At 64.7% G+C, this 25,930-nt stretch carries 25 protein-coding genes; 17 read left to right on the top strand and 8 right to left on the bottom strand.

Annotation, left to right across the window (positions count from 1 at the left end; genetic code table 11):
* Nucleotides 1-6 precede the first annotated feature (6 nt).
* On the top strand, nt 7-1,266 hold the full coding sequence (locus E2K76_RS03695; RefSeq protein ID WP_136682909.1) for a glutamate-5-semialdehyde dehydrogenase: 1,260 nt from the start codon (nt 7-9) through the stop codon (nt 1,264-1,266).
* Here the strand turns inward: E2K76_RS03695 and E2K76_RS03690 are convergent.
* Nucleotides 1,263-1,850, bottom strand: coding sequence for a histidine phosphotransferase family protein (locus tag E2K76_RS03690; protein WP_136682908.1), 588 nt, complete (start codon nt 1,848-1,850; stop codon nt 1,263-1,265). The two genes, E2K76_RS03695 and E2K76_RS03690, sit on opposite strands and share 4 nt — an antisense overlap.
* Nucleotides 1,851-1,872: 22 nt before the next feature.
* Between E2K76_RS03690 and E2K76_RS03685 the strand changes: the two genes are divergently transcribed.
* From E2K76_RS03685 to E2K76_RS03675, 3 genes are all read left to right on the top strand, one after another.
* Complete coding sequence (locus tag E2K76_RS03685) at nt 1,873-2,046, top strand: DUF3553 domain-containing protein (RefSeq protein WP_136682907.1); 174 nt, start codon at nt 1,873-1,875, stop codon at nt 2,044-2,046.
* A gap of 78 nt (nt 2,047-2,124) precedes the next feature.
* A complete protein-coding gene (locus E2K76_RS03680; RefSeq protein ID WP_136682906.1) occupies nt 2,125-2,904 on the top strand; it encodes a GNAT family N-acetyltransferase in 780 nt (259 codons plus the stop codon).
* Between the two features lies 1 nt (nt 2,905).
* Complete coding sequence (locus E2K76_RS03675) at nt 2,906-3,724, top strand: lysophospholipid acyltransferase family protein (RefSeq protein ID WP_136682905.1); 819 nt, start codon at nt 2,906-2,908, stop codon at nt 3,722-3,724.
* A 55-nt stretch (nt 3,725-3,779) separates the two neighbouring features.
* Here E2K76_RS03675 and E2K76_RS03670 read toward each other — a convergent pair whose 3' ends face one another.
* Nucleotides 3,780-4,391: a thiamine phosphate synthase gene (locus E2K76_RS03670; RefSeq protein WP_136682904.1), complete on the bottom strand. Its 612-nt coding sequence runs from the start codon at nt 4,389-4,391 to the stop codon at nt 3,780-3,782.
* A gap of 105 nt (nt 4,392-4,496) precedes the next feature.
* Here E2K76_RS03670 and E2K76_RS03665 point away from each other — a divergent pair, with 105 nt between their 5' ends.
* The 7 genes from E2K76_RS03665 to mnhG all read left to right on the top strand — a co-directional run bounded on the left by E2K76_RS03665 (nt 4,497) and on the right by mnhG (nt 11,448).
* Entirely contained in the window at nt 4,497-5,225 is a 729-nt protein-coding gene (locus E2K76_RS03665; protein ID WP_136682903.1) for an RNA methyltransferase, read from the top strand.
* A 120-nt stretch (nt 5,226-5,345) separates the two neighbouring features.
* A complete protein-coding gene (locus E2K76_RS03660) occupies nt 5,346-8,255 on the top strand; it encodes a monovalent cation/H+ antiporter subunit A (RefSeq protein ID WP_136682902.1) in 2,910 nt (969 codons plus the stop codon).
* Nucleotides 8,255-8,596 (top strand): Na+/H+ antiporter subunit C, encoded by a 342-nt coding sequence (locus tag E2K76_RS03655; RefSeq protein WP_136682901.1) that lies wholly within the window; start codon nt 8,255-8,257, stop codon nt 8,594-8,596. The genes E2K76_RS03660 and E2K76_RS03655 overlap by 1 nt, the downstream gene beginning before the upstream one ends.
* Nucleotides 8,593-10,347, top strand: coding sequence for a monovalent cation/H+ antiporter subunit D (locus E2K76_RS03650; protein ID WP_246032874.1), 1,755 nt, complete (start codon nt 8,593-8,595; stop codon nt 10,345-10,347). Before E2K76_RS03655 ends, E2K76_RS03650 begins: the two co-directional genes overlap by 4 nt.
* Nucleotides 10,344-10,832 carry a Na+/H+ antiporter subunit E gene (locus tag E2K76_RS03645; RefSeq protein ID WP_136682900.1) on the top strand — a complete coding sequence of 163 codons (489 nt, stop codon included), beginning with the start codon at nt 10,344-10,346 and terminating at the stop codon, nt 10,830-10,832. The genes E2K76_RS03650 and E2K76_RS03645 overlap by 4 nt, the downstream gene beginning before the upstream one ends.
* Nucleotides 10,829-11,110 carry a K+/H+ antiporter subunit F gene (locus E2K76_RS03640; protein ID WP_136682899.1) on the top strand — a complete coding sequence of 94 codons (282 nt, stop codon included), beginning with the start codon at nt 10,829-10,831 and terminating at the stop codon, nt 11,108-11,110. Before E2K76_RS03645 ends, E2K76_RS03640 begins: the two co-directional genes overlap by 4 nt.
* Entirely contained in the window at nt 11,107-11,448 is a 342-nt protein-coding gene (mnhG, locus tag E2K76_RS03635) for a monovalent cation/H(+) antiporter subunit G (protein ID WP_136682898.1), read from the top strand. The genes E2K76_RS03640 and mnhG overlap by 4 nt, the downstream gene beginning before the upstream one ends.
* Here the strand turns inward: mnhG and modC are convergent.
* Genes modC through modA form a run of 3 tightly spaced genes read right to left on the bottom strand, consistent with a single transcriptional unit; the run spans nt 11,394 to nt 13,896 of the window.
* Entirely contained in the window at nt 11,394-12,485 is a 1,092-nt protein-coding gene (gene modC, locus E2K76_RS03630) for a molybdenum ABC transporter ATP-binding protein (RefSeq protein WP_136682897.1), read from the bottom strand. The two genes, mnhG and modC, sit on opposite strands and share 55 nt — an antisense overlap.
* Complete coding sequence (gene modB, locus E2K76_RS03625; protein WP_136682896.1) at nt 12,482-13,162, bottom strand: molybdate ABC transporter permease subunit; 681 nt, start codon at nt 13,160-13,162, stop codon at nt 12,482-12,484. Before modB ends, modC begins: the two co-directional genes overlap by 4 nt.
* Nucleotides 13,159-13,896 carry a molybdate ABC transporter substrate-binding protein gene (gene modA, locus E2K76_RS03620; RefSeq protein WP_246032873.1) on the bottom strand — a complete coding sequence of 246 codons (738 nt, stop codon included), beginning with the start codon at nt 13,894-13,896 and terminating at the stop codon, nt 13,159-13,161. Before modA ends, modB begins: the two co-directional genes overlap by 4 nt.
* A gap of 164 nt (nt 13,897-14,060) precedes the next feature.
* Here modA and E2K76_RS03615 point away from each other — a divergent pair, with 164 nt between their 5' ends.
* From E2K76_RS03615 to E2K76_RS03605, 3 genes are all read left to right on the top strand, one after another.
* Nucleotides 14,061-14,996: a GAF domain-containing protein gene (locus E2K76_RS03615; protein WP_136682895.1), complete on the top strand. Its 936-nt coding sequence runs from the start codon at nt 14,061-14,063 to the stop codon at nt 14,994-14,996.
* Nucleotides 14,997-15,113: 117 nt separating this feature from the next.
* Nucleotides 15,114-16,631 carry an aldehyde dehydrogenase gene (gene adh / locus E2K76_RS03610; protein ID WP_136682894.1) on the top strand — a complete coding sequence of 506 codons (1,518 nt, stop codon included), beginning with the start codon at nt 15,114-15,116 and terminating at the stop codon, nt 16,629-16,631.
* Nucleotides 16,631-16,960, top strand: coding sequence for a DUF779 domain-containing protein (locus E2K76_RS03605; protein ID WP_136682893.1), 330 nt, complete (start codon nt 16,631-16,633; stop codon nt 16,958-16,960). Before adh ends, E2K76_RS03605 begins: the two co-directional genes overlap by 1 nt.
* Here the strand turns inward: E2K76_RS03605 and E2K76_RS03600 are convergent.
* The 3 genes from E2K76_RS03600 to E2K76_RS03590 all read right to left on the bottom strand — a co-directional run bounded on the left by E2K76_RS03600 (nt 16,957) and on the right by E2K76_RS03590 (nt 21,669).
* The gene (locus E2K76_RS03600) at nt 16,957-18,102 is read right to left on the bottom strand and encodes an OpgC family protein (protein WP_136682892.1); all 1,146 of its coding nucleotides are present in this window, start codon (nt 18,100-18,102) and stop codon (nt 16,957-16,959) included. The genes E2K76_RS03605 and E2K76_RS03600 overlap by 4 nt on opposite strands.
* On the bottom strand, nt 18,095-19,888 hold the full coding sequence (mdoH, locus tag E2K76_RS03595; RefSeq protein ID WP_136682891.1) for a glucans biosynthesis glucosyltransferase MdoH: 1,794 nt from the start codon (nt 19,886-19,888) through the stop codon (nt 18,095-18,097). Before mdoH ends, E2K76_RS03600 begins: the two co-directional genes overlap by 8 nt.
* Nucleotides 19,889-20,049: 161 nt before the next feature.
* The gene (locus tag E2K76_RS03590; RefSeq protein ID WP_136683005.1) at nt 20,050-21,669 is read right to left on the bottom strand and encodes a glucan biosynthesis protein; all 1,620 of its coding nucleotides are present in this window, start codon (nt 21,667-21,669) and stop codon (nt 20,050-20,052) included.
* Nucleotides 21,670-22,017: 348 nt separating this feature from the next.
* Here E2K76_RS03590 and E2K76_RS03585 point away from each other — a divergent pair, with 348 nt between their 5' ends.
* The 3 genes from E2K76_RS03585 to pstA all read left to right on the top strand — a co-directional run bounded on the left by E2K76_RS03585 (nt 22,018) and on the right by pstA (nt 25,921).
* Nucleotides 22,018-23,043, top strand: coding sequence for a substrate-binding domain-containing protein (locus E2K76_RS03585; RefSeq protein WP_136682890.1), 1,026 nt, complete (start codon nt 22,018-22,020; stop codon nt 23,041-23,043).
* Between the two features lie 95 nt (nt 23,044-23,138).
* Nucleotides 23,139-24,599: a phosphate ABC transporter permease subunit PstC gene (gene pstC, locus E2K76_RS03580; RefSeq protein ID WP_136682889.1), complete on the top strand. Its 1,461-nt coding sequence runs from the start codon at nt 23,139-23,141 to the stop codon at nt 24,597-24,599.
* Nucleotides 24,596-25,921: a phosphate ABC transporter permease PstA gene (pstA, locus tag E2K76_RS03575; RefSeq protein ID WP_136682888.1), complete on the top strand. Its 1,326-nt coding sequence runs from the start codon at nt 24,596-24,598 to the stop codon at nt 25,919-25,921. Before pstC ends, pstA begins: the two co-directional genes overlap by 4 nt.
* Nucleotides 25,922-25,930 lie beyond the last annotated feature (9 nt).

Raw genomic sequence — 25,930 nt, 5'->3', positions numbered from 1 at the left:
GGGAAGATGGACGGCGGATCGGTGAGTGGCCTGATGCAGCAGATCGGCGCGAAGGCGCGCGCGGCAGCGGCGGTGCTGGCCTTCGCCCCAGCCGAGCGCAAGCATGCCGCGCTGATCGGCGCAGCCAATGCCGTGCAGACGAGCGCCGCCGGAATCCTTGCCGCCAACGCCCGTGATCTTGACGCAGCCCGATCCCGAGGGCTGTCGGGTGCGATGCTGGACCGCCTTGTGCTGAACGAAGACCGCCTGCGCGGGATCGTGGACAGCCTGCGCGCCATTGCGGAACAGAAGGACCCCGTGGGCGAGGTCATCGCCGAATGGGATCGTCCGAACGGGCTGCATATCCGCCGCGTTCGCACGCCCTTGGGCGTCATCGGGGTGATCTATGAAAGCCGGCCGAACGTGACGGCGGATGCCGGGGCGCTGTGCCTGAAATCGGGCAATGCAGTGATCCTGCGCGGCGGGTCGGAAAGCGCGCAATCCTCGGCAGCGATCCATGCCTGTCTGGTGGAAGGTCTGCGTCAGGCGGGGCTGCCCGAAGACGCGATCCAGCTGGTTCCGACGCAGGACCGCGATGCGGTGACCGAGATGCTGCGGATGGTGGAACATATCGACGTGATCGTCCCGCGCGGCGGCAAGGGCCTCGTCGGCCTTGTCCAGCGCGAGGCGCGGGTGCCGGTCTTCGCCCATCTGGAGGGGATCAACCACGTCTATGCCGACCGCGACGCCGATCTGGAAAAGGCGCGGGCGGTGGTGATGAACTCGAAGACGCGGCGCACGGGGGTCTGCGGGGCTGCGGAATGCCTGCTGATCGACCGGGGCTTCTTTGCCAAACATGGCGCGGTGCTGATCGAGGATCTGCTGAAAGCCGGCGTCGAAGTGCGGACAGAGGGCGATCTGCTGATCCCCGGCACCGTTCAAGCGCAGCCGGACGATTTTGGGCAGGAGTTCCTTGACAGTATCATCGCGGCCAAGATCGTCGACGGGGTGGATGCGGCCATCGATCACATCCGCGCCCATGGCTCGGGCCATACCGAGGCGATCCTGACCGAAAACGCGGCGACGGCGCAGGAATTCTTCACACGGCTCGATTCCGCCATCCTGCTCCAGAACGCCTCGACGCAGTTCGCAGATGGGGGCGAATTCGGGATGGGCGCGGAAATCGGCATTGCCACGGGCAAGATGCATGCGCGCGGCCCGGTGGGGGCCGAGCAACTGACCAGCTTCAAATATCTGGTGACGGGGAACGGAACGATCCGGCCCTAAAACGACAGGGTGATCGCGTCCGGGGCCTGGCTGAGCGTGATCGCCCGGCCCAGACGCGCCGCCTCGGCGGGGGCCAGCGCGAACTGGACCTGCGCGGGGGCGACATCGCCACCCGCGCCCGACAGGATCGACCAGAACTGGGCGATGTCGCGGAAACGTGGGGCCTGACCCGTCACGGTCCATTCGGTGCCCTGCGCGACGGTGATCCGCCCGCCATAGGGCATCGCCGTCTCAAGGCACTGGATCAACAGGAAGACGATCTTCACCTCGGCTCGGGCCATATCCACCGGCCCCTGCCAATCGACCGAAAGCCGCACACCGCGCATCAGGTCGGCAAGGATCGACGTGACCTCGCCGCGCCCGATGCGTTGCTCCTCGCTTGCTGCGCCGAACGCCACGCGGAAGAAGCGGATGCGGGCATTGGCATTCGCCACGCTTTCCGAAATCAGCGCCATTTCAGGGCCAGCGCCGGGCAGCTCCATCTGCATCAGTTCCACCCCATTGCCGATCGCGCCGATCGGGCTGATAAGGTCGTGGCAGATGCGGGAGCCGATCAGCTCCGCAAAGTCGTGTTTCGGGGTCATGCGTGGCTCCGCAGGAGGGTTGATGAACGCGATACTGGAGCCGGGCATGTATGTGCGCCACCCTGACCAGCCGGAATGGGGGCTGGGGCAGGTTCAGTCCAACATCAAGAACAGGATCACCGTCAACTTCGAACATGCAGGCAAGGTCGTGATCGACGGACGGTATGTGGATCTGTCGCCGGTTTTCGATGCCTGAGACTTGGGTAATGCGCCGCGCCGTGCAGATCAACCGTCCGATTGCAATTCGCCTCGCCAGTCGCTAGGGCTTTCGGCCATGATCCCGACGGAACCATATTTCTCACTTCGGCTTGCCCGTGACGAACGCGACCTGATGGCGGCGCAGCGCCTGCGCTATCACGTCTTCGTCGAGGAGCTTGGCGGCGATGGCGAGATGGTCGACCACGACCGCAAGCTGGAGCGTGATGCCTTCGATCCGCATTTCGACCATCTGCTGCTGATCGACCGCCGCCGCGATGCCGAGGCGCTGGAGGATGTGGTCGGCGTCTATCGCCTGCTGCCGGGCGACCGGGCCGAGGCGGCGGGGGGCTTCTACTCCGAGGGCGAGTATGACGTGTCGGCGCTGAAGTCTTCGGGGCGCCGTCTGCTGGAACTGGGCCGCTCTTGCGTGCTGCCGGAGTTTCGGGGCGGCACGGCGATGCTGCACCTCTGGAACGGCCTGGCCGATTACGTGGCCGAGCGGGAGATCGAGGTGCTGTTCGGAACGGCGAGCTTCCACGGCACCGACGCCGAGGCATTGGCGCAACCGCTGTCCTATCTTCACCAGAACCACCTTGCGCCGCCGGCGTTGCGGGTGCGGGCGCGGCCCGAGCAGTATCAGAAGATGAATCTTGTCCCCACCGACCAGATCGACCGCAAAGCTGCGATGCTGGCGACGCCGGCCCTGATCAAAGCCTATCTGCGCGTCGGTGGGTTCGTGGGTGAGGGAGCGTGGATCGACCACGCGTTCAACACGATAGACGTCTGCCTGGTGATGGACACGGCGCAGATGTCGTCCAAGCACCGCGACTTCTACGCGCGAAAGCAGGGGCAGTAGCATGACGTGGCAGGGAGAGGAAGCGGCGCCCGATACGATCGGCGCTGCCGGTTGGCTGCGTCTGGTGCTGCGGATTCCGGTTCTTGGGGCGGTCGTCTATGGCGGGCTGCTGCTGTTGCTGCTGCTGCGGCTGGTGGAAAAGCCGCTGTTCGGTTTTGCGCGGCCCATCACGCCTTTCGTGACGCAAGGCGTCTGCAAGGCGGCGCTGGCGATCCTTGGTATTCGCGTGCGCCGCACGGGCGATCCTATGCGGCGTCAGGGCGCGGTTGTCGCGAACCATGGAAGCTGGCTGGACATCTTCGTCCTCAACTCGGTCCAGCGGGTGTATTTCGTGTCCAAGGCCGAGGTGGCGGGCTGGCCCGGCATCGGCTGGCTGGCACGGGCCACGGGAACCGTGTTCATCAATCGGCGCGGCGGCGAGGCGAAGGTCCAGCAGACCTTGTTCGAAACGCGCCTGCGGGCGGGGCATCACCTGCTGTTCTTCCCCGAGGGCACCAGCACCGACACGCGCCATGTGCTGCCGTTCAAATCCACCCTGTTCGCGGCCTTCTTCACGCCCGACCTGAAGGAGCGCATGTCGATCCAGCCCGTCACGGTCGTCTATGTGGCGCCGCGGGGCAAGGATGTGCGTTTCTATGGTTGGTGGGGCGGGATGGATTTCGGGCCGCACCTGAAGAAGATACTGGCCGGGCCCTTTGGCGGCAGGGTCGATGTGGTGTTCCACAAACCCATCGCGGTGGCCGATGCCGGGGATCGCAAGAAGTTGGCGTTGGCGGCGGAAGAAGCAGTTCGTTCCGCTCATCCCGCCGCAATCCGATAGAGGCGCTGGCGCGCCGAGCCTTTTGCCTCGCCTGCGCGCCTTCGGCGCTACGTGCTCAGGCGATCAGCTTTTGCAGCGCAGCCAGCGCATCATCCTCGCGCCAGATCTCGTCGCCGATGCCGAAGAAATCGGTGACCGGACCCAGCTTTGCGATCAGTTCCGTCGTAAGCGCGCCTTCGGCGACGACCGGAACCTCGATCATCTCGGACCACCAGGCGAACAGCTCCTGTTCGGCATGGCTGCCATCGCCGAGGGGGGTCGCACCCGCGGGGCCGAAGACGACGTAGTCCGCACCGCCTTCGCCTGCGTTTATTCCTTCGTGCCGGCTGTTGCCGCAGAACGCGCCCACGATGGCATCGGCGCCAAGGTCCTTGCGAACCTTGCGGACCGAACGGGCGCCGTCGGTCAGATGGACGCCGTCCAGACCCAGACGCTCGACCAGCAGGACGTGGTTCTCGATCACGATGGCGACGTCGCGCGCATGGCAGATTTCGCGCAGCGCATCGGCGGCGCGTGAGACGCGATCCTCGTCCTTGGTGGCCAGCGCGAGCCGGACGCAAGCGACATCCGCCCCATCCAGAACCGCGGTGAGGCGCCCGGCAAAGATGTCGGGATCGAACTCTGCGGGGGTCGAAAGATAGATCTGCGGGCGCTCGGTCTCGGTCATCTCAGGCTCTCCTGTCGGCGGATCGGGCTGCTTTAGCGTATCCGGCGCGTCTTGACCATTGGGCATGGGCGGGCGTATCAGGCGCGCGTTCCGAAAGGTTTTCCCATGATCCAGCCTGCATTCATCCTCGTCCGCCCGCAGATGGGCGAGAATATCGGCGCCGCCGCCCGCGCGATGCTGAATTTCGGCCTGGACCGGATGCGGATCGTGGACCCGCGCGACGGCTGGCCGAACCCCAAGGCGAATGCGATGGCCAGCGGTGCGGGTAGGGTGCTGGATGGGGCGGGGATATTCCCGGATGTGGCGGCCTCGGTCGCCGATTGCGATTACGTCTTCGCAACGACCGCGCGGGGGCGGGAGCTGACGCGGCCCGTGATGACGCCGGAGCGCGCGATGGAACACGCCCGCGCAATGGCGGCCGAGGGCAAGCGCGTCGGCGTTCTGTTTGGGCCGGAGCGGGCAGGGCTGGAGAATGACGACGTCGTTCGAGCCAACGCGCTGATCACCGTGCCGGTGAACCCGGATTTCGCATCGCTGAATCTGGCGCAATGCGTGCTGCTTACGGCCTATGAGTGGCGTCGCCAGACGACCGACGTGCCGCCCGAGGTGATGGAACTTGCCCGCACCGATTTCGCCACGCAGATCGAGGTCGAAAAGCTGGGCGATCATTTCGAGCAGCGTCTGGATGCGGCGGGCTTCTTCTTCCCCGAGACCAAGGTGCCGGGAATGAAACTGTCCCTGCGGAACATGTGGTCGCGCCTGAACCTGACCCGTGCCGATGTGCAGACCTTTCACGGAATGCTGCGGCAAATCGCCCGTCATCTGGATAAGTAACGGCAAAACGCCGATCAAATCGCTGTAGCAGACTGAAATCTTTGCCCCGTGCGGTTGAAGCCGGAGGGCGATCGGGGAATAACGGGTCAAACCCCGAACCCGAGAGCGATATCCGAGCGAATGGTCCAACAGTCCCTGCTTCTTCTTCTTCTTGTTCTGCCTTTCGTGGGAAGCATCTTCGCCGCAACAATGCAGGCGAAGGCAAAGAACGCAGTGGCATGGCTGTCGGGCGGAACGATGGCGGTAGGTCTGGGAATCCTTGCGGCGCTGTGGCCGATGATTTCTGCCGGGCAGGTGGTGCGCGACTATAACGCTTGGTTGCCGCGGCAGGGGATCAACCTGACGCTGCGGATGGACGGGCTGGCCTGGATCTTTGCGCTGATGGTGCTGGGGATCGGGCTGATGGTGGTCATATATGCCCGCTATTACCTGTCGTCGCGCGATTCCGCGCCGCGCTTCTTCGCGCTGCTGCTGGCCTTTGCCGGGTCGATGAACGGGATGATCCTTTCGGGCAACATCATCGTCCTGATCGTGTTCTGGGAGATGACAAGCCTGTTCTCGTTCCTCTTGATCGGTTTCTGGCATCATACGCCGAATGCGCGGGACGGGGCACGGATGGCGCTGGTCATCACCGGAACGGGCGGTCTGTGCCTGTTGGCGGGGATGCTGCTGATCGGATACATGGCGGGCAGCTACGATCTGGACCGCGTTCTTGCGGCGGCTGACGTGATCCGTGCGCATCCCTTGTATCTTCCGGCGCTGATCCTGTTCCTTCTGGGTGCTTTCACGAAATCGGCGCAGTTCCCGTTCCATTTCTGGCTGCCGAACGCGATGGCTGCGCCGACGCCGGTCTCCGCCTACCTGCATTCGGCGACGATGGTGAAGATGGGGGTGTTCCTGCTGGTCCGCTTCTCGCCCGTCCTGGGGGGGACGCCGGAGTGGTTCAACATCGTCGGCGGTGTCGGGATGATCACGCTGACGATCGGCGCGGTGATCGCGCTGTTCCGGCATGACCTGAAGGGGCTCCTGGCCTATTCCACCATCAGCCACCTCGGCCTCATTACCGCGCTGTGCGGCATCGGCAGCCCCGAGGCGATCGTGGCGGCGATCTTCCACATCATGAACCATGCGGTCTTCAAGGCGTCGCTGTTCATGGCGGCGGGGATCGTGGATCACGAAACGGGAACGCGCGACATGCGCCGCCTGTCGGGTCTTGCACGATACATGCCGATGACGGCGACGCTGGCGACGGTTGCCGCGGCGGCGATGGCGGGGGTGCCGCTGCTGAACGGGTTCCTGTCGAAAGAGATGTTCTTTGCCGAAGCCTATGCCTGGCACAGCGGATCGCCCTTCGACGATTCCATGCCTTATATCGCGGTGCTGGCCTCGACCTTCTCGGTCGCCTATTCGCTCAGGCTGATCCATACCGTCTTCTTCGGGCCAGCCCCGGTGGACCTGCCCAAAGTGCCGCACGAACCCGTCCACTGGATGCGCCGACCGGTGGAGCTTCTGGTATTGCTCTGCCTCGTCGTCGGGATCGTCCCGGCGCAGACGGTGGGGCCGTGGCTGGATGCCGCCGCAAGATCGGTGCTGGGTGACGCGATGCCCTATTATTCGCTGGCGCTGTGGCATGGCATCAACGCCCCGCTGATCATGAGCTGTATCGCAGTCGCGGCGGGCGTGCTCGTGTATTGCGTCACCGCCAGCCGCATCGCGTCGGGGCCCGAGGGGCCGCCGCTGATCCATCGCATCCGCGGGGCGCGGATGTTCGACTGGGGGCTGGTCAAGCTAACGTGGAAATGGCCGCGCAGCACGGCCCGCTTCTTCGGCACCGACCGGCTGCAACCGCAGCTTCGGCTTCTGGTGCTGATCGGCCTGTTCTGCGCCACCTATTCGTTATGGGGCGCAGCGCGCCTGACGCCGGCGCTCGTGCTGGACAATGCCAGCGTGATCTTCGCGCTGATCTGGGTCGTCGGCGCCGCTTGCGCCGTCGGTGCGGCGTGGCAGGCGAAGTATCACCGTTTCGCCGCGCTGATCCTGCTGGGCGGCGCAGGGCTAGTGACGGTCGTGACCTTCGTGTGGTTCTCGGCCCCTGACCTTGCTGTGACGCAGCTTCTGGTGGAGATCGTGACCACGGTTCTGCTCTTGCTGGGCCTGCGCTGGCTGCCGAAACGGCGCGAGGAGATTTCGAGCGACGCCCTTCTGCGGTCGCGTATCCGCCGCCGGGTCGATCTGGTCATCGCGCTGTGCTGCGGGGGCGGGATCGCACTGATCTCCTATATCGTGATGACGATGGCACCGGGGAACCTCGCGTCGGACTGGTTCCTCGAACACGCCTATGCCGAAGGTGGCGGGACGAACGTGGTCAACGTGATCCTTGTCGATTTCCGCGGCTTCGACACGTTCGGAGAGATTGCGGTGCTGGCCATCGTCGGTCTGACGGTCTTCGCGCTGCTGCGCCGGTTCCGTCCCGCGATGGAAAGCAACGAGATGACCGAGCAGCAGCGTTGGCAGAACGCCTATGACGATGCGCAGGACGGGCGCGAGCGGGGCGACACCGTCCGCGACTATCTTCTGGTGCCGGGCGTCATCATGCAGTGGATGTTCCCGGTCATCATGGTGCTGGCGGCGCAGTTGTTCTTCCGCGGGCACGACCTGCCGGGCGGGGGCTTTGCCGCCGGTGTGGCGCTGGCCATCGCCTTCCTGCTCCAATACCTTGCCGCCGACGTGACGTGGATCGAGGATCGCCTGCGCATCCTGCCGGTGCGCTGGATCGGCTTCGGCCTTCTGGTTGCGGTCGGCACGGGAATGGGGTCGTGGATGTTCGGCTATCCGTTCATGACCACATATTCGCAATACATAAGGGTGCCGCTTATCGGCGACGTTCCGGCGGCCTCGGCGCTGATCTTCGACCTTGGCGTCTTTGCGACCGTCGTTGGCGCCGTGGTGCTGATGCTGATCGCGATCGCCCACCAATCGCTGCGGTGGAGCCGCGCCCGCAGCGCCGCAGAAGAGAAGGAGGAGGAGTGATGGAACTGATCCTTTCGATGGGTATCGGTATTCTCGTCGCCTCCGGCACGTGGCTGGTGATGCGCCCGCGCAGCTTTCAGGTGATCGTGGGCCTGTGCCTTCTGTCCTATGGCGTCAACCTGTTCATCTTTTCGATGGGCCGCCTGCGCACCGCAGCCGCGCCCATCCTGCCCAAATCCGGAGAAATCGATCCTACCGCCTTCACCGACCCGATTCCGCAGGCGCTCGTGCTGACGGCCATCGTCATCAGCTTCGCCACCACCGCGCTGTTCCTCGTCGTGCTGCTTGCCTCGCGCGGGTTCACCGGGACCGACCATGTCGACGGGAAGGAACGCCAGTGAACGGGATCGAAGCTCTGATGCCGGGCGGCGCGCTGACGCCGCAACACATGATGATTGCGCCGATCCTCATCCCGCTGATCGCCGCCGCGATCATGCTGTTCTACGAGGATCGCCAGCGGAAGGCGAAGATGGCGATCAGCCTTATCGCGTCGGTGATGATGCTGCTGGTCGCGTTCGATCTGCTGAACCGCTCCAAAGGGGCGGGTCCCTCCGGCGGGAACGAGATCGGGCTTTATCTGCTGGGCGACTGGCCGACGCCGTTCGGGATCAACCTGGTCCTGGACCGTCTTTCGGCACTCATGCTGGTGCTGGCCTCGATCCTGTCGATCCCGTCGCTGATATTCGCATCGGCGACGTGGCAGGGGCGCGGGCAGCATTTCCATTCGCTGTTCATGTTTATGATGATGGGGGTCAACGGCGCCTTCCTGACGGGCGATCTGTTCAACCTGTTCGTCTTTTTCGAGATCATGCTGGCGGCGTCATATGGTCTGATGCTGCACGGGTCGGGCGCGGCGCGGGTTCGGTCGGGGATGCACTACATCGCGATCAACCTCGTGGCGTCGTTGTTCTTCCTGATCGGGGTCGCGACGATCTATGGCGTGGTCGGCACGTTGAACATGGCCGATCTGGCGCAGCGGATGCCCTATATCGCGGCCAGCGATCGTCCGCTGGTCCATGCGGGGCTGGCGATCCTTGGTCTGGCGTTTCTGGTCAAGGCCGGCATGTGGCCGCTGTGCTTCTGGCTGCCGCCGACATATCAGGCGGCTTCGGCCCCGGTGGCGGCGATGTTCGCGATCCTGACCAAGGTCGGGGTCTACATCATCCTGCGGCTGACGTTCCTGACCTTTGCGCCCGGCACCGGGCCGTCGGCGGGTTTCGGCGCGGGGGTTCTGATCGCGGGCGGGATGGCGACGCTGGCCTATGGCACGGTGGGCATCCTCGGCTCGCAGGCGATGTCGCGCATGGCCGGGTTCTCGGTCCTGATCTCCTCGGGCACGCTGCTGACGGTGGTGGGCCTTGCGATGGGCGGGGGCGGCGTCGCGATGCTAGCCGGTGCGCTCTATTACATGATCGGATCGACCATTGCGATCGCGGGGCTGTTCCTGCTGGTGGAGCTGGTCGAACGCGGGCAGGGATCGGTCGCGGCGATGCTGGCGCTGACCTCGGACCTTTATGGCGGCCCCGATGATGACCCCGAGGAGCCGGAGGGTTCCGGTTTCGTCATTCCCGGCGTGATGACCATTCTTGGCGTCTGCTTTGCCGCGCTGGCCGTGCTGCTGGCCGGAATGCCGCCGCTGTCGGGCTTTCTTGGCAAGGTGATGATCCTGTCGGGGATGCTTCAGGGCACCGGGTCGGGGCCGGTCGAATGGGCGTTCATGGCGCTGCTGATCCTTTCGGGCCTCGCGACGCTGATCGCGCTGGTGCGCGTTGGCATCCAGACCTTCTGGGCCGCGGCCGACGATGTCGCACCCAAGGTCAAGGCGTCCGAAATCGCGCCCATCGCCGCGCTGATTCTCGCCACGGTGTTGCTGACATGGCAGGCCCGCCCGGCGATGCGCTACATGGAAGCGACGGCTGCGGCATTGCACGAGCCGACGGTCTATATCAACGGCGTCATCATGGCCGAACGCACCGTCGAACGGCAGGAACAGGCCGAGACCGCACCCACCCCCGCGCCTGAACCGGAACGCGAGCGGCTTGGACCGCCCGCACCGCCGATGGGCGCGCCCGCGGGCGAGGTGCAGCAATGAAGCGCATCCTTCCGCACCCGTTCCTTGCGCTGCTTCTGCTGATCGTCTGGCTGGTGCTGACCGGCTTCACACCTGGGCAGTTCATCCTTGGATCGGCAGTGGCGCTGGTGGCCAGCCGCAGCATGTCCGCGCTGGAGCCGACGCCGATCACCCTGCGCAAGGTTCATCGCATCCCCGTGCTGCTGGGCGTTCTGATCGTGGACATCGCGCGCTCTAACTTCGACGTCGCGCGGCTGATCCTGAATGGCGGGCGGCACGGCAAGCGCCGCTCCGGCATGATCGAGATCGAACTGGAAACCCGCAACCGGACCGCGCTGGCCTTGCTGGCGATCATCGTCACGGCCACGCCGGGAACGGCCTGGCTTGGCTGGAATCCGCGCCGGGGCGTTCTTCTCCTGCATGTCTTCGACCTGGTCGATGAGGCGGATTGGAAGGACCTGATCAAGAACCGATACGAAAAGGCATTGAGGGAGATTCTGGAATGAGCGGAACGATCCTTCTTGTCGCGACGCTGCTGGCGCAGGGGATGCTGGTGATCGCGATGCTGCTGGCGGTGCTGCGCATCCTGCGTGGCCCACGGGCGCAGGACCGGGTGCTGGGGCTCGATACGCTTTACGTCAACGCGATGCTGCTCCTGATCACGATGGGCATCCGAACGGGCAGCATCTTCTTTTTTGAGGCATCGCTGGTCATCGGCGTCCTTGGCTTCGTATCGACGCTGGCGCTGGCGAAATTCCTGATGAGGGGGGAGGTCATCGAATGACGGAACTGCCGCTTTGGGCCGCGATCGTCGTGGCGTTCTTTCTTGTCCTCGGTGCCGGGCTGACGCTGATCGGGTCGATCGGGCTGCTGCGGCTGCGCAGCTTCTATGACCGGCTGCATGCGCCTACGCTGGGGACAAGCTGGGGGGCGCTGGCGACAATCCTTGCCTCGGTCATCTTCTTTTCGCTCTCCGAAGGGCGGCTGGTGCTGCATGATCTGGTCATCGGCTTCTTCATCATGTGCACGACGCCGGTCACGCTGATGCTTCTGGGCCGCGCCGCGCTCTATCGCGACCGGGCCGAGAATACCCCGGTGGTGACCCCTTCGGAGACCGAGTGATCCGCGATCGCGACGGTCTTCAGGATCGCGTGACAGGGCATTCCCGGCACGAGGCCCAGTGCCGTCGCCGAACGCGCGGTGATGCGGGCCAGCAGGGCCTCGGGGCCGAGGCGCAGGCGGATCAGTGCCTCGTGCCCGCGCGGGATGACCTGCTCGACCACGGCCGGCAGGATGTTCAGCGCCGAAATCCCGACCGGGGGTGACAGTGCGATCATGACATCCTGCGAATGGATGCGGATGTTCAGGACCGTTCCGACAGGGTCCTGAGTTGGCAGATAAAGCGGCCCCGCAGCGGTGTCGAGTCGCGCAAGCCCATCAGGATCGCGAGCCGCGACCCGGGCCGGGATAAGGGCCCCCACCTCGGATTGCGCGAGGCCGGAGGCCGGGTCGGACAACATATCCGCGGGGGCACCCGAGCCTGTGATCCGACCCGCATCAAGCAAGATGACCCGCGCGGCAAGGCGCATGACCTCGGCCACGGAATGGCTCACGTAAAGAATGGGCATGCCTTCCTCGCGCAGCCGCTCCAGATAGGGCAGGATCTCGGCCTTGCGCGCGCCGTCCAGCGCAGCGAGCGGCTCGTCCAGCAGCAAAAGGCGCGGGGCGCAAAGAAGGGCGCGTCCGATGGCGACCCGTTGCTTTTCGCCGCCGGAAAGCCGCGCGGGGCGGCGGTCCATCAGCATGCCAAGCCCCAGCATCTCGACGATCCGCCCGAGATCCGCGCCGGCACCCGAGAACCAGCGCCCATAAAGCAGGTTCTGCCGGACGGTCAGATGCGGGAACAGCCGCCCGTCCTGAAACACATACCCGATGCGGCGTTTATGTGGCGGCACGAAATGGCTGCGGTCGCTCAGCATCTGGCCGCCAAGCGCGATGCGCCCTTCGGCGGGCCGCAACATCCCCGCGACCGCGTTGACCAGCGTCGTCTTGCCCGCCCCGGAACGTCCGAAGATCGCGGTCACACCCGGTCCCGCCTCGAAGGACAGGTCGAGCGCAAAATGTGCCAGAGGATGCCGGATGGACACGGAAAGCGTCATGATGCGACCCTTCGGGCGATGGCCCGCGACAGCCATTCCGACAGCAGCAACGCCGACATCGCAACCGCGATCGCGATGGCGACCAGCCGCATGGCCCGCTCTTCGCCGCCCGGAACCTGAAGCAGGGCATAGATGGCGGATGGCAGCGTCTGGGTGTGGCCGGGAATGTTCGCAACAAATGTGATGGTGGCCCCGAACTCGCCCATTGCCTTGGCAAAAGCCAGCACGGCGCCGGCGATGATACCCGGCAGGATCATCGGCAGGGTCACCGTGGCAAAGACCCACAAGGGCGATGCGCCCAGAGTGCCCGCCGCGGCTTCGAGCCCTGGATCGACGGCCTCCAGCGACAGGCGGATGGCGCGGACCAGAAGCGGGAAGGCCATGACCGCCGCCGCAAGCACCGCGCCGGTCCAGTTGAAGGCGAAGACGATCCCGGTCTCGGCCAGCCATTGCCCGACGGTGCCGCGCCGCCCGAAGGTCAGCAGCAGCAGATAGCCCGTCACCACCGGCGGGAGGATCAGCGGAAGATGGACCAACCCGTTCAGGATCTGGCGCCCCGGAAACCGCCAGCGCGCCAGGGCCATCGCGGCCAGAATGCCGAATGGCAGGCTGACGAGCGTGGCGACCAAGGCGACCCGAAGCGACAGAAGGACAGCCTGCCACTCCTCCGGGGTCATTGGCGAAGAACTTCGAAGCCCTGTTCGCGGAAGGTGGCCGCCGCAGCTTCGGAAGAAAGATGATCGAGGAACCCGGTCGCAGCCGGACCTGCATCCTTCAGCGCCGCGGCGGGATAGACGATGGGATCGTGGCTGCCTTCGGCGAAGGTTGCGACGACCCTGACCGCAGGCTCGGCCACCGCATCCGAGGCATAGACGATGCCGTAAGGCGCCTCGCCGGTCGCCACCAGCGCCAGCGCCGCGCGCACGTTGTCCGCCTGGGCGACCGATGGCGACACGCCATCCCACAGACCAAGCGAGGTCAGCGCCTGCTTGCCATAGACCCCGGCAGGCACCGAATCCACCAGTGCCATCGCCAGCTTGCCTCCGCTCAGCGCGGTGGGAAGATTTGCGATTTCCAGATCGGGCGCATCGGCACCGCCAACGATCACGAGCGTATTGCCCAGAAGATCGACGCGGCTGCCCTCGGCGATCAGGCCGTCGCCCTCGACCGTGTCCATCCAATCCACGGCGGCCGAAATGAACAGATCGGCGGGCGCGCCTTGCTGGATCTGGCGGGCCAGCTGCGACGACCCGGCATAGGAGACGGTCACCGTATCCCCGCTGGACTGCTGCCAGTCGGTCGCGATCTCGTCCAGCGCGGTCTTCAGGCTGGCGGCGGCGAATACTGTGACATCCTCGGCCTGGGCGGAAAGCGGCAGGAAAAGGGCGGTGGCAAGGGCAAGGCGCAACATGGGCGGGCTCCGTTCGACTTCGGGCATAACACCCGCAGCGCGGGCCGCTGGCAACCGTTATTTTCCGTGGGACATATCGGTCCGACAGTTTTCTGTCGTCTCGCACGGTTTCGTCCTATGCTGTCTCATCCGCGTGGATTCGCGGACGATGGGGGAGGAGACCCATGAACAACATGCGCGTTGCGGAACATGCGGGCCGCATCGAAGCGGCGTTGCTGGGAAGCGATGCCGCCCGTTCGCCGCTGGTTGCAAGCTGGACGCGTTCCGCCCGGCTGCACGGGCTGGACCCGGCGGGCCGTGCCGATGCCGGGCGACTGGCCGACGCCGAATTCCGCGCCGCGCGGGACCGGATGGGGCCGCTGATCGCCGCTGCCGCGCCCAGCCTCGACCGGCTGTTCCAAGCGGTCGGAAGCGTCGGGTGCTGCGTGCTGTTGGCCGACCCGGATGGGGTTCCGCTGGACCGCCGCGGGGCGGGGGCCGAGGATGACGCCTTTCGCGAATGGGGCCTATGGACCGGCACCGTCTGGTCCGAGGCACGGCAGGGAACGAACGGAATCGGCACGGCGATCGCAGAGCGGCGGACGGTGACGATCCGGCGTGACCAGCATTATCTTGCGCGCAACACTGCGCTGTCCTGCATGACGGCGCCGATCTTCAACCACGACGGATCACTGGCGGGGGCGCTGGACGTGTCGTCCTGCCGCGATGATCTGACCGAAGGGTTTGCAGGTCTGATCGCGCATTCGGTTGCCGATACCGCCCGCCGGATCGAGGTGGAGGCGCTGCGTCTTGCGTTCCCGCAGGCGCGGATGGTGCTGGTGCCGGGCGCGGATCGTTCGGCGGTGCTGGCGGTGGACGCGGACGATCTGGTCGTGGGCGCGACACGGTCGGCGCGTCAGGCGCTCGGACCTTTGGACGATCTGCCCCGACCTGCTGCCGACCTGCTCGGTGGCACCCCCGATACGCTGGAGACGGCAGAACGCGCCGCTTTGGCGCGGGCGTTGGCGCGCGCCTCGGGGAATGTGACGGTGGCGGCGCGCTCGCTGGGGATTTCCCGCGCCACGCTGCATCGCAAGATCGCCGCGACGCGGCGAGGATGATCGACGCCCGCTGTCGCATTCCCGCGACACCGGGGGGTATTGCCGATGGCGTGGCAGGTGACAGCGCCGCGTCCCGGCATCACGGTTGGACCATGAACACGGGTAAGGGAGGACCTGATGAACAAGGTTGAACAATTCCGGACGGCGAAATCGCCGTTCAAGGAACGCTATGACAACTTCATCGGCGGCAAATGGGTCGCCCCGAAGGCAGGCCGGTATTTCGACAACACCTCGCCCGTCACAGGCAAGGTCATCTGCCAGATTGCGCGCTCCGACGCCAGCGATGTCGAAGCCGCCTTGGATGCCGCCCATGCCGCCAAGGGCAAATGGGGCCGGACCAGCGTTGCCGAGCGATCGCTGATCCTGAACCGCATCGCCGACCGGATCGAGGAGAACCTCGCGCTGCTGGCCACCGCCGAGACTTGGGACAACGGCAAACCGATCCGCGAGACGACCGCCGCCGACCTGCCGCTGGCCGTGGACCATTTCCGCTATTTCGCAGGCGTCGTGCGTGCGCAGGAAGGCCATATCTCGGAGATCGACGACGACACGGTCGCCTATCACTTCCACGAGCCGCTGGGCGTGGTGGGGCAGATCATCCCGTGGAACTTCCCGATTCTGATGGCGGTGTGGAAGCTGGCGCCGGCGCTGGCTGCGGGCAACTGCGTCGTGCTGAAACCGGCCGAGCAGACCCCCGCATCCATTATGGTGCTGGCCGAATTGATCGCCGATCTGCTGCCCGATGGCGTTCTGAACATCGTCAACGGCTTCGGGCTGGAGGCGGGCAAGCCGCTGGCATCGTCGAACCGCATCGCCAAGATCGCCTTCACCGGCGAGACGACGACGGGCCGGCTGATCATGCAATATGCCAGCCAGAACCTGATCCCTGTGACGCTGGAACTGGGGGGCAAGTCGCCGAACATCTTCTTCAAGGATGTCGCGAACGAGGATGACGACTTCCTCGACAAGGCCATAGAAGGTTTCGTGATGTTCGCGCTGAATCAGGGCGAGGTCTGCACCTGCCCGTCGCGCGCGCTGGTCCATGAGTCGATCTATGACCGCTTCATGGAAAAGGCGCTGGCCCGGACGCAGGCCATCGTGCAGGGCGACCCGTTGGACCCCGCGACGATGATCGGCGCGCAGGCCTCGTCCGAGCAGTTGGAGAAGATCCTGTCCTATATGGACATCGGGCGGCAGGAGGGCGCCGAGATCCTGACGGGCGGCGAGCGCAACGTGCTGGAGGGCGAACTCGAGGGCGGCTTCTACGTCAAGCCGACCATCTTCAAAGGCACCAACAAGATGCGCATCTTCCAGGAGGAAATCTTCGGGCCGGTGGTGTCGGTCACGACCTTCAAGGACGACGAGGAGGCGCTTTCGATCGCCAACGATACGCTTTACGGTCTGGGCGCGGGGGTCTGGACGCGGGACGGCAATCGCGCCTATCGCTTCGGGCGGGCCATTCAGGCGGGTCGGGTCTGGACCAACTGCTATCACGCCTATCCTGCGCATGCGGCCTTCGGCGGCTACAAGCAGTCGGGCATCGGTCGCGAGAACCATCGGATGATGCTGGATCATTATCAGCAGACCAAGAACATGCTGGTCAGCTACAGCGCCAAGAAGTTGGGCTTCTTCTGATGGACAAGGTGAGCGCCACTCCGGAGGCGCTCTCCCTTCTGGCGGAGATCGTCGCGGACCATGGCCCGGTGATGTTCCACCAGTCGGGCGGGTGCTGCGACGGGTCTTCGCCCATGTGCTACGCCCAGGGGGATTTCCTTCTGGGCGACCACGACGTGAAGATGGGAGAGATCGGCGGCATGCCCTTCTACATCTCGGGCAGCCAGTTCGAAGTCTGGAAACACACGGACCTGATCATCGACGCAGTGCCGGGACGGGGCGGGATGTTCAGCCTCGACAACGGGCGGGAGCGGCGATTCCTCACCCGCTCCACCATTTGCTCGGTCTAGGGCGTTGCGGGGACGCCGACGGGCGTGCGCGCCTTGCTGAACCGCCAGCGGTCGCGCAGCACCGCGAACAGCCATTGCAGCGCAACGCCGCCCCAGATCAGCGTCGCCTCCAGCACCGGGGTATTGGGGCGCATGTCCATCACCCCCTGCGCAGCATAGCACAGCGCAGTGCCAAGCGCGAAGACCGGCAGCCCGTTGCGCCCCATAACCGCCAGCGGCGCAAGTTCCGGCCGCGCACAGATGCGGCGCACGATGGGCAGCGCGCTGAGGAAATAGGCCAGCGCAAGGAAATGCACGAGGCGCAACACGCTGACGATGCTTTTCTCGAACTCGGTCACCCAATAGGGAAAGCCGAGTTTGGCAAGCGCCAGCCGCCCGGCATTCAAGACATCCGCCACGGGTTCGAACTTGGCCCAGATCAGAACGATGACCAGCACCGAACCCGAAAGCCAGACAAGCGCCGGCGTTGCGGGAACCAGCCTGCGCCCCTGTTTCATCGCCACCCCGGTCAGCAGCCCGATCACGAACAAGAGCTGCCATGCGAAAGGATTGAAGAACCAGCCGCCCGGCATGGGATAGTTCGGCAGGTTGAACCGAGTCTGCCCGGCGAAGGCCCAAAGCAGGATCGATCCGGCCAGCAGTAGTTTCGGCCGATGCACTGCCAACACCAGAAACGCGGGCGCGAGGAACAGCAGCGCGGCATACATCGGCAATATGTTGGCGTAACCGAGCTGGTGCGTCAGAAGCGCGACGCCAAGCATGAAGCCCATCGGATCGTCGAAGATCACATGGGTCAGGTTCTCGTTCGAAAGCTGTGGTGCGCCAAGCTTGTAGAAGGCCGCGGCCACGGCGACGGCGATGACCGTCAGCAGAATGTGGACCATGTAAAGCGTCCAGCCGCGCCGCCAGATCCTGCGGGCCGTCGGGACCGCGTCGCCGCGTAGGAAGCCCGAGGAATAGGCGAGACCCGCGGCCACCCCAGCCATCATCACGAACCCTTCGGCGGCGTCGGAAAAGCCGTAGTTGCGGCTCGTGAACGCCTCCCACAAGGTGCCGGGAACATGGTTGATGTAAATCATCACTAGCGCGAGCCCGCGCAGAACATCCAGCCGCGGATCGCGGCCGCCAGTCGTCTCATGCATGCGCGGGGGCTTCCACCTGATGCTCGGAACCCGCAAGCGGGGCTGCCTCGCCACCCTGCCACGCGGCAAGGATGCGGTCCTGAAGGATCATCACCGGGGCGGGCGACAGCTCAAGCGGGGCGGTGAACAAGGTCGTCCGGCTGCGTTTCGACGTCCACGACACCACGACAGGGGCAAGGATCATCGGGATGACGATGGGTAGCAGCCACGGCACCAGACCCGGCGCCAGCAGATAGCAGGTGCCAAGACCTACGACGCCGGTGGTCACGATCCAATGCGTCGCGCTCCAAGCCTCGCCCAAGGAGAGCGTGCCGTCGCCGCGGTTGTTGGTCGGCCAGCCGCCGTCGCGGCCCAGCAGGACCTGAAACACCGACCGCGTCTGGAACATCATCAGGATCGGCGCGGTTACGGAGGAGAACAGAAGCTCGGTCAACGAGGACTGGATCGCCAACGCCGCACCGCCGAAGCCGCGGGCCCGGCCCGTGGCGACCGCATCTGCCACGACCAGAAGCTTCGGCAGGAACAGGAGGCCGAAAATGCCGACCGCCAGACCGATGGCCTTCCACGCCTCGTTCGACGGGAAAACCGGGAAGGGCCAGTAGGGCACGGGGAAATAGTTGACCGGAGGGGTGAACCAGGGCGCAAGGATTGATGCGATCAGGAAGCCGAGCCAGAACAGCGGTGAGATATAGCTGAGAATGCCCTGAAGGAAGACAAAGCGGCTCCATGTCAGCAGACCCGGGGCCATCAAAAGCCGCGAATGCTGAAGGTTGCCTTGGCACCAGCGCCGGTCGCGCTTGGCATGATCGACGATGTTCTCGGGGCCCTCTTCATAGCTGCCCTCAAGGTCGTCATCCAGACGCACGATCCATCCGGCACGGGCGAGCAGGGCAGCCTCGACATAGTCGTGGCTCATGATATGGCCACCGAACGGCGGCGCGCCGGAAAGCTCCGGCAGGCCGCAGCTTTCGACGAAAGCGCGAACGCGGACCATGGCGTTATGGCCCCAGAACGGCCCGGTTTCACCCTGCATCATGCCAAGGCCCCGCGCGAAGACGGGCGAATGGAAGCTTGCGGAAAACTGCATCGCGCGACCGAAACGCGCGCGGGCGCGGGTGACCTTGGGCAGCGATTGCAGCAGACCCAGCCGGGGTTCCGCTTCCATCCGGCGCGCCATTTCGACGATGGTGCTGCCTTCCATCAGGCTGTCCGCATCCAGGATTAGCGAGAAATCGTAGGCGCCGCCGGACCGCTGGAAGAAATCCTCGATATTGCCGGCCTTGCGGCCCTTGTTGTTCGTGCGGCGGCGATAGAACATCCGTCCTTCTGCGCCGCATTCGCGCACCAGCCGTTCGAACCAGTCCCGTTCTTGGGCGGCAATGTCGTCCTTGCGGGTGTCGGACAGGATCGCGAAGTGGAAATGGTTTTGAAGCCCCGTTTCCTTCAACGACGCATCCATCGCGGCAATCCGGGAATAGGTCGTCACCGGATCTTCGTTGTAGACGGGGACGAGGATCGCCGTGCGTGTTGTCAATCCGGTGAACGGGGGCAGCGCCGGCGGCTTCGCGCGGGTCGTCAGGCCCAGAAGCGCCTGTGTCGCCCCCCAGGCAAGCCAGAAGGTCGAGAGCAGGATGAACGCCGAACGCACGACATCCATCGCGTCCAGCCCATCGGCCATACCGAATTGCAGAAAAAGCATGAACGCCCCTGCGGCAGCAAGGACGCTCAGGCTAAGGGCGATCGTCCGGGAGAGCCCCGCGCCCCCGGTTCCGGACGAAGCAGTCATGGATCAGTTGCCTGCCCGAGTTGCCCGCGGAAGGAACGCGCGGAACATGGACATGCCGCGAGGTGCCTCCAGCACTTGGCGAGGCATTGCCATCGGTGCGTCGGGCAGGGCGCCCTTCTCCGACTGCTGATTATCCGAACCGTCGTTAGACTGCGCAGTTGTCATGCGTTGATCCATTGGTTGAGCCAGGTTTCAGAAAGCTTCCGGCCATAACCGGCAATATGAGCGCCCAGTTCCACGATTGCACCCTCGGGGGCCGTCACATCGGCGACAAGCCGCCACATATCGGTTCCGGGGATGCGATCCAGCGTGGTGTGCGCGACTTCGCCGTTCTGCACGCTCACGATGGCTTCAAGTTGGGCATCCGCAGGCAGGTTTGCAATCACCCCGCCCTTGAAGTCCACGACGAATTTTCTGAAATTTTCGCCGTTATCGACGCCTGAGACGCCGCCGACCCCGGCCCGCGTCTCGAACACCCATGCAAGCGGGGCCGCTTCGTCCTGCGGCAGGTCGCCCCAGCGAAGCGAATAGGCGTATTCGCGCGCGTCGCCCTGCCGGAACTCTCCCTCCGGCACCCAGAACGCGACAATATTGTCGTTGACCTCGGAATCCGTCGGAATCTCGACCAGACGCACCGCGCCTTTGCCCCAGGTGCCCGTCGGCTCGACCTTCAGCGAGGGGCGACGCTCGTAGCGCGCTTCGGTGTCCTGATAATTCTCGAATTCGCGGTCCCGCTGATACAGACCAAAGGAGCGCGGCGACTCCTCCGTGAAATAGGAACCCGAAAGCTGCGGCGGGTTGTTGAGCGGACGCCAGATGATCTCGCCATTCGCGCGCTCGATCCGCAACCCGTCGCTGTCATGCACGTTGGGGCGAAAATCGTCGAATTCAGCGCGGTTCTTTTCCGCGAACAGGAACATCGACGTCAGCGGTGCAACGCCAAGTTGTGCGATGGTCTGGCGGCAATACATGCGCGCGGTGACGTTCATCACCGTCTCGGCACCCGGGGTGATGACGAAACGGTAGGCGCCGGTGACCGAAGGGCTGTCCATGGCCGCAAAGATCGTGACCGTCATCGACCCATCGGCCGGGCGTTCGATATAGAAGCGGCTGAAACGGGGAAACTCCTCGGGCGAGTTGGTCGCGGTATTGACGGCAAGCCCGCGCGCCGAAAGGCCATAGGCGCTGCCCCGACCCAGAGCGCGGAAATATGACGCGCCAAGGAAGGCAACCAACTCGTCATAGATGTCGGGCCGGTTGATCGGCGTGGCCAGACGGAAGCCCGCGACGCCGGGCAGTTCCGCGTGCTGCGGCATCCGCTGCGCCAGATCGTTGTAATATTCGAAATCGTCGGTCGAGAACTGCATCTCGGTCGCGTTCCCGCCCTGCACTTCGAACATGCGGACCGGGTCCTCGAACAGCCAGCCCATGTGGAAGGCGGCGACGCGGAACATGCTGGCGGGGTTTTCCGTCCAGCGCGACCGGTCGGCGCGGAAATTGATGTTGCGGTAATCGTCGTATTGCAGTTCCGACAGCAAGCCCACCGGCCGCTCGGGCTGCTGGAACGGACGGCTCGCGGCAAGTCGCATCTCATCCGACAGGATGTCGAAGCTGAATTCCTGCGCGAGCGGGGCAGGGGCTGGCTCCGCCTCCACCGGCGGGACCGGGGCCTGATCCTCTTGCGCAAAGCCGGGCGCGGCGGCGAATGCCGTCGTGGCAACGCCGCTGGCGATCAGGCTGCGCCGGGTCAGGTGAAAGGGGCCGGTGGCGGTCGGAATCATATCGGGCAACGGGTCAGGTTTCCAAGTTCTTCTCAGGGGTTGCGAAGCGTGGGATTCGCAGTCGAATGGGTATATTGTTCAGGCGGCGCCGGTTGCAAGCGTCGGCTGCGGAGGCCCGGGGTTTTGCGCGTAAAATTGCCGTCATGGCGTGACTTATTTGCCTGTTTTTCCGGCATTTGTCCCGAAGCCATCCGTCTTGCCGCCCCGTATGTGACACGCGTGAGGCGAGAAAATTCGGCGTGTTTCATAAAACTGTCATGTGGTTTTTACATAATGGTTGCAGGAGGCGCCTAATCCGGCGCCCAAGGCCGTCGTGGCCCCAAGGCTCGAAAACTCAGGAGTATCGAGATGTCCGTCATGAAACTTTCCGCATCGGTGCTGGCGCTGGCCGTTGCTGCCACCGGCGCACACGCACAAGCCCGCAACCAAGTCCAGGTCGCCGGTTCGTCGACCGTTCTTCCCTACTCGACCATCGTCGCGGAAGCCTTCGGCGAAAACTTCGACTTCCCGACCCCGGTCATCCAGTCGGGCGGCTCCTCGGCCGGTCTGCAGCAGTTCTGCCAGGGCATCGGCGAGAACACCCCGGACATTGCAAACTCCTCGCGCCTGATCCGCGACAGCGAGATCGAAACCTGCGCCGCGAACGGCGTGACCGACATCATGGCCGTCCAGATCGGCTATGACGGGATTGTCTTCGCTTCGGACGTGAACGGCAACGAATTCGCCTTCACCCCCGCCGATTGGTACAAGGCGCTGGCCGCTCAGGTCGTCGTCGACGGCGCACTGGTTGCCAACCCTTACACCACCTGGAACGAAGTGAACCCGGATCTGCCGAACCAGCCGATCCTGGCCTTCATCCCGGGCACCAAGCACGGCACCCGCGAAGTCTTCGGCGAAAAAGTCATGGCTGCTGGCTGTGAAGAATCGGGTGCTCTGGAAGCTCTGACCGCGCTGTCGGACGAGGACACCGCCGAAGAGCAGTGCGGCGCGATCCGCACCGACGGCAAGTCGGTCGACATCGACGGCGACTACACCGAGACGCTGGCCCGCATCCAGTCGGACAAGAACGGTATCGGCGTGTTCGGCCTGTCGTTCTACGAGAACAACACCAACACCCTGCGCGTCGCGACCATGTCGGGCGTCGTTCCGTCGACCGAGTCGATCGCTTCGGGTGAATACCCGGTTTCGCGCCCGCTCCAGTTCTATGTGAAAAAGGCGCATATCGGCGTCATCCCGGGCCTGAAAGAGTTCGTCGAATTCTTCGTGTCCGACGATATGGCCGGCCCGAACGGCCCGCTGGCTGCTTACGGCCTCGTGTCCGACCCGGAACTGGCTGCGACGCAAGCTGCTGTCGCTGCTGAAGAAACCATGTAATGGCCCCGGCGGGGGCGGCACTGACTACCCCCGCCAAGGTCTTGTTCGCCCTGCCGGAATAAACCGGCAGGGCGCTTTCACAGACGAGAGTTGAAATGCCCGTCCTCTGGATAGCGCTGATCGTCCTTGCCGCCGCCGCGATTGCTTACGTGCTTGCCCGCCGTTCGGCGCTTGCTTCCGCGCAGGGGGACGTGCGCCGTATGCACTCCCTGCCTTCCTACTATGGTTGGCATGCCTTCATCATGACCGCGCTTCCGGCGCTGCTGCTGATGCTGGTCTGGCTGATCTTCCAGCCACTTTTCATCGAAAACCGCATCGCCGCGCAGTTGCCCGCCGAGGCGACCGCGACCGCGACTGCGCAACAGCTTGCGATGCGCGACGTCCGCTCTGTTGCCGACGGGTTGCAGGCGGCGATCTCCTCCGGTGCGATCACGCCCGACGAGATGGAAGCCTTCACGAACGACCCCTCGACCCTGCGCGCCCGTCTGGGCGAGGCGGGCGTGGCGCTGGGCGGCAACGTGACGCCCGAGACGCTGGAGGCTGCACAGAACTTCCGTGCGCTGGCCTCGACCATGAGCCTGACGATGACGGTGCTGGTGCTTGGCGTGGCTCTCGCGGGGGCCGCGATCGCGCTGAAGCAGGTGCGTCCGGATTTCTGGGCCCGCAACGCGGTCGAAAAGACGGTGATGGGCTTTCTGATCTTCGCGTCTGCGATCGCCATCTTCACCACGATCAGCATCGTCTTCTCGATGGTGTTCGAAACGATGAACTTCTTCAGCCAGTATCCGTGGCAGTCGTTCTTCTTTGGAACCACGTGGTCGCCGGTCTTCCACGGCAACAGCCAGCTGGGCATCATCCCGCTGCTGTGGGGCACGCTCTACATCAGCTTCATTGCGCTGTTGGTGGCGGTTCCCATCGGCCTGTTCGCCGCGATCTACCTGTCGGAATATGCGTCGAACCGCGTGCGGTCCTTCGCAAAACCGCTGATCGAGGTGCTGGCCGGGATTCCGACCATCGTCTATGGTCTGTTCGCGCTGGTCACCGTCGGGCCGCTGCTGCGCGATTACTTCGCTCAGCCGATGGGGCTGGGATCGTCGGGCACTTCGGTCATGACCGCGGGTCTGGTCATGGGCATCATGATCATCCCGTTCGTGTCCTCGCTGTCGGACGACATCATCAACTCGGTTCCCCAATCGCTGCGTGACGGATCGCTGGGTCTTGGCGCCACCAAGTCGGAAACGATCCGGCAGGTCGTGTTGCCCGCCGCGCTTCCGGGCATCGTCGGGGCCGTTCTGCTTGCCGCATCCCGCGCCATCGGCGAGACGATGATCGTGGTGCTTGGGGCAGGGGCTGCGGCCCGGCTGGGTCTGAACCCGTTCGAAGCGATGACGACGATCACCGTGAAGATCGTCTCGCAGCTGACGGGAGACACGGACTTCAATTCGCCCGAGACACTGGTCGCCTTCGCGCTTGGCCTGACGCTGTTCGTCATCACGCTCGGCCTCAACATCTTCGCGCTCTACATCGTGCGCAAATACCGGGAGCAATACGAATGAGCGACATCAGCTCTCATCGCGAACGCGGCTCGCTTCTGGTCGCCGACGCGCGCACAAAGCGCCGCAATGCCGCCGAGGCGCGCTTCCGAGCCTATGGCATGATCGCCATCGGCGTCGCGATGGCTGCCCTCGTCACGCTGCTGGTCTCGATCTTCGGCAACGGCTCGTCTGCCTTTCGGCAGACCTTCGTGACCGTTCCGATCGCTTTGCCGGCCGAAACGCTCGACCCGTCGGGGAGCCGCGATCCGGCCGAAATGGCCAAGGTCACCACCATCGGCTATGGCAACGTGCTGAAGGCTGGTGTCGTCGCCGCAGTGCGCGAGGCGGGCGTTGCCCCCGAGGGCATAGCCGACAACGACATTTCGGGCATCTTGTCGCAGGAAGCTCCGGCGCAGCTTCGCTCGATGGTGCTGGCCAATCCCGAACTGATCGGGACCACCGTGGAGACGCGTCTTCTGGCCCATGGTCGGATCGACGGCTTCTTCAAGGGGCGGGTGACCATGCAGAGCGCCGAGCGCGACAGCAACGTCACGCCCGAACGTCTTCAGCTTGCCACCGCGATGCGCGATGCAGGCATGATGTCGTCGGGCTTCAACTGGGGCTTCGTGACGATGCCTGACGCATCGGACCAGCGCCCCGAGGCTGCCGGTTTGGGCGTCGCGATCCTCGGTTCGCTGTACATGATGGCCGTGGTGCTTTGCCTTTCGGTTCCGATTGGCGTCGCCGCCTCCATCTACCTTGAGGAATTCGCGCCGAAGAACCGCTGGACAGACGTGATCGAGGTGAACATCTCGAACCTCGCCGCCGTGCCGTCGATCGTATTCGGTATCCTCGGCCTTGCGATGTTCATCAACTTTGCCCATCTGCCCCAATCCGCACCCATCGTCGGTGGTCTGGTCCTGACACTGATGACCGTCCCGACGATCATCATCTCGACCCGCGCGGCATTGAAGGCGGTTCCGCCGTCGATCCGCGACGCGGCGTTGGGCATCGGCGCCAGCCGGATGCAGACCGTGTTCCATCACGTCTTGCCGCTGGCCATGCCGGGCATCCTGACGGGCACGATCATCGGCCTTGCTCAGGCGCTGGGCGAGACGGCACCGCTGCTGCTGATCGGCATGGTTGCATTCGTGCGCGACTATCCGGGTGGGCTGTTCGACCCGTCCTCGGCACTTCCGGTTCAGGTCTACAACTGGACTCAGCGCTCGGACCCTGCTTTCGTGGAACGCGCATCGGGGGCGATCATCGTGCTCCTCGTGTTCCTTATCTGCATGAACGCGATCGCAATCATCCTGCGTCGCCGCTTTGAACGCCGCTGGTGAGGAGCAACA

The organism is Falsirhodobacter xinxiangensis, from assembly GCF_004959935.1.
GTDB lineage: Bacteria > Pseudomonadota > Alphaproteobacteria > Rhodobacterales > Rhodobacteraceae > Falsirhodobacter > Falsirhodobacter xinxiangensis.
The sequence above is the reverse complement of the archived record's forward strand: the minus strand, read 5'-3'. Positions and strand labels throughout refer to the sequence as shown.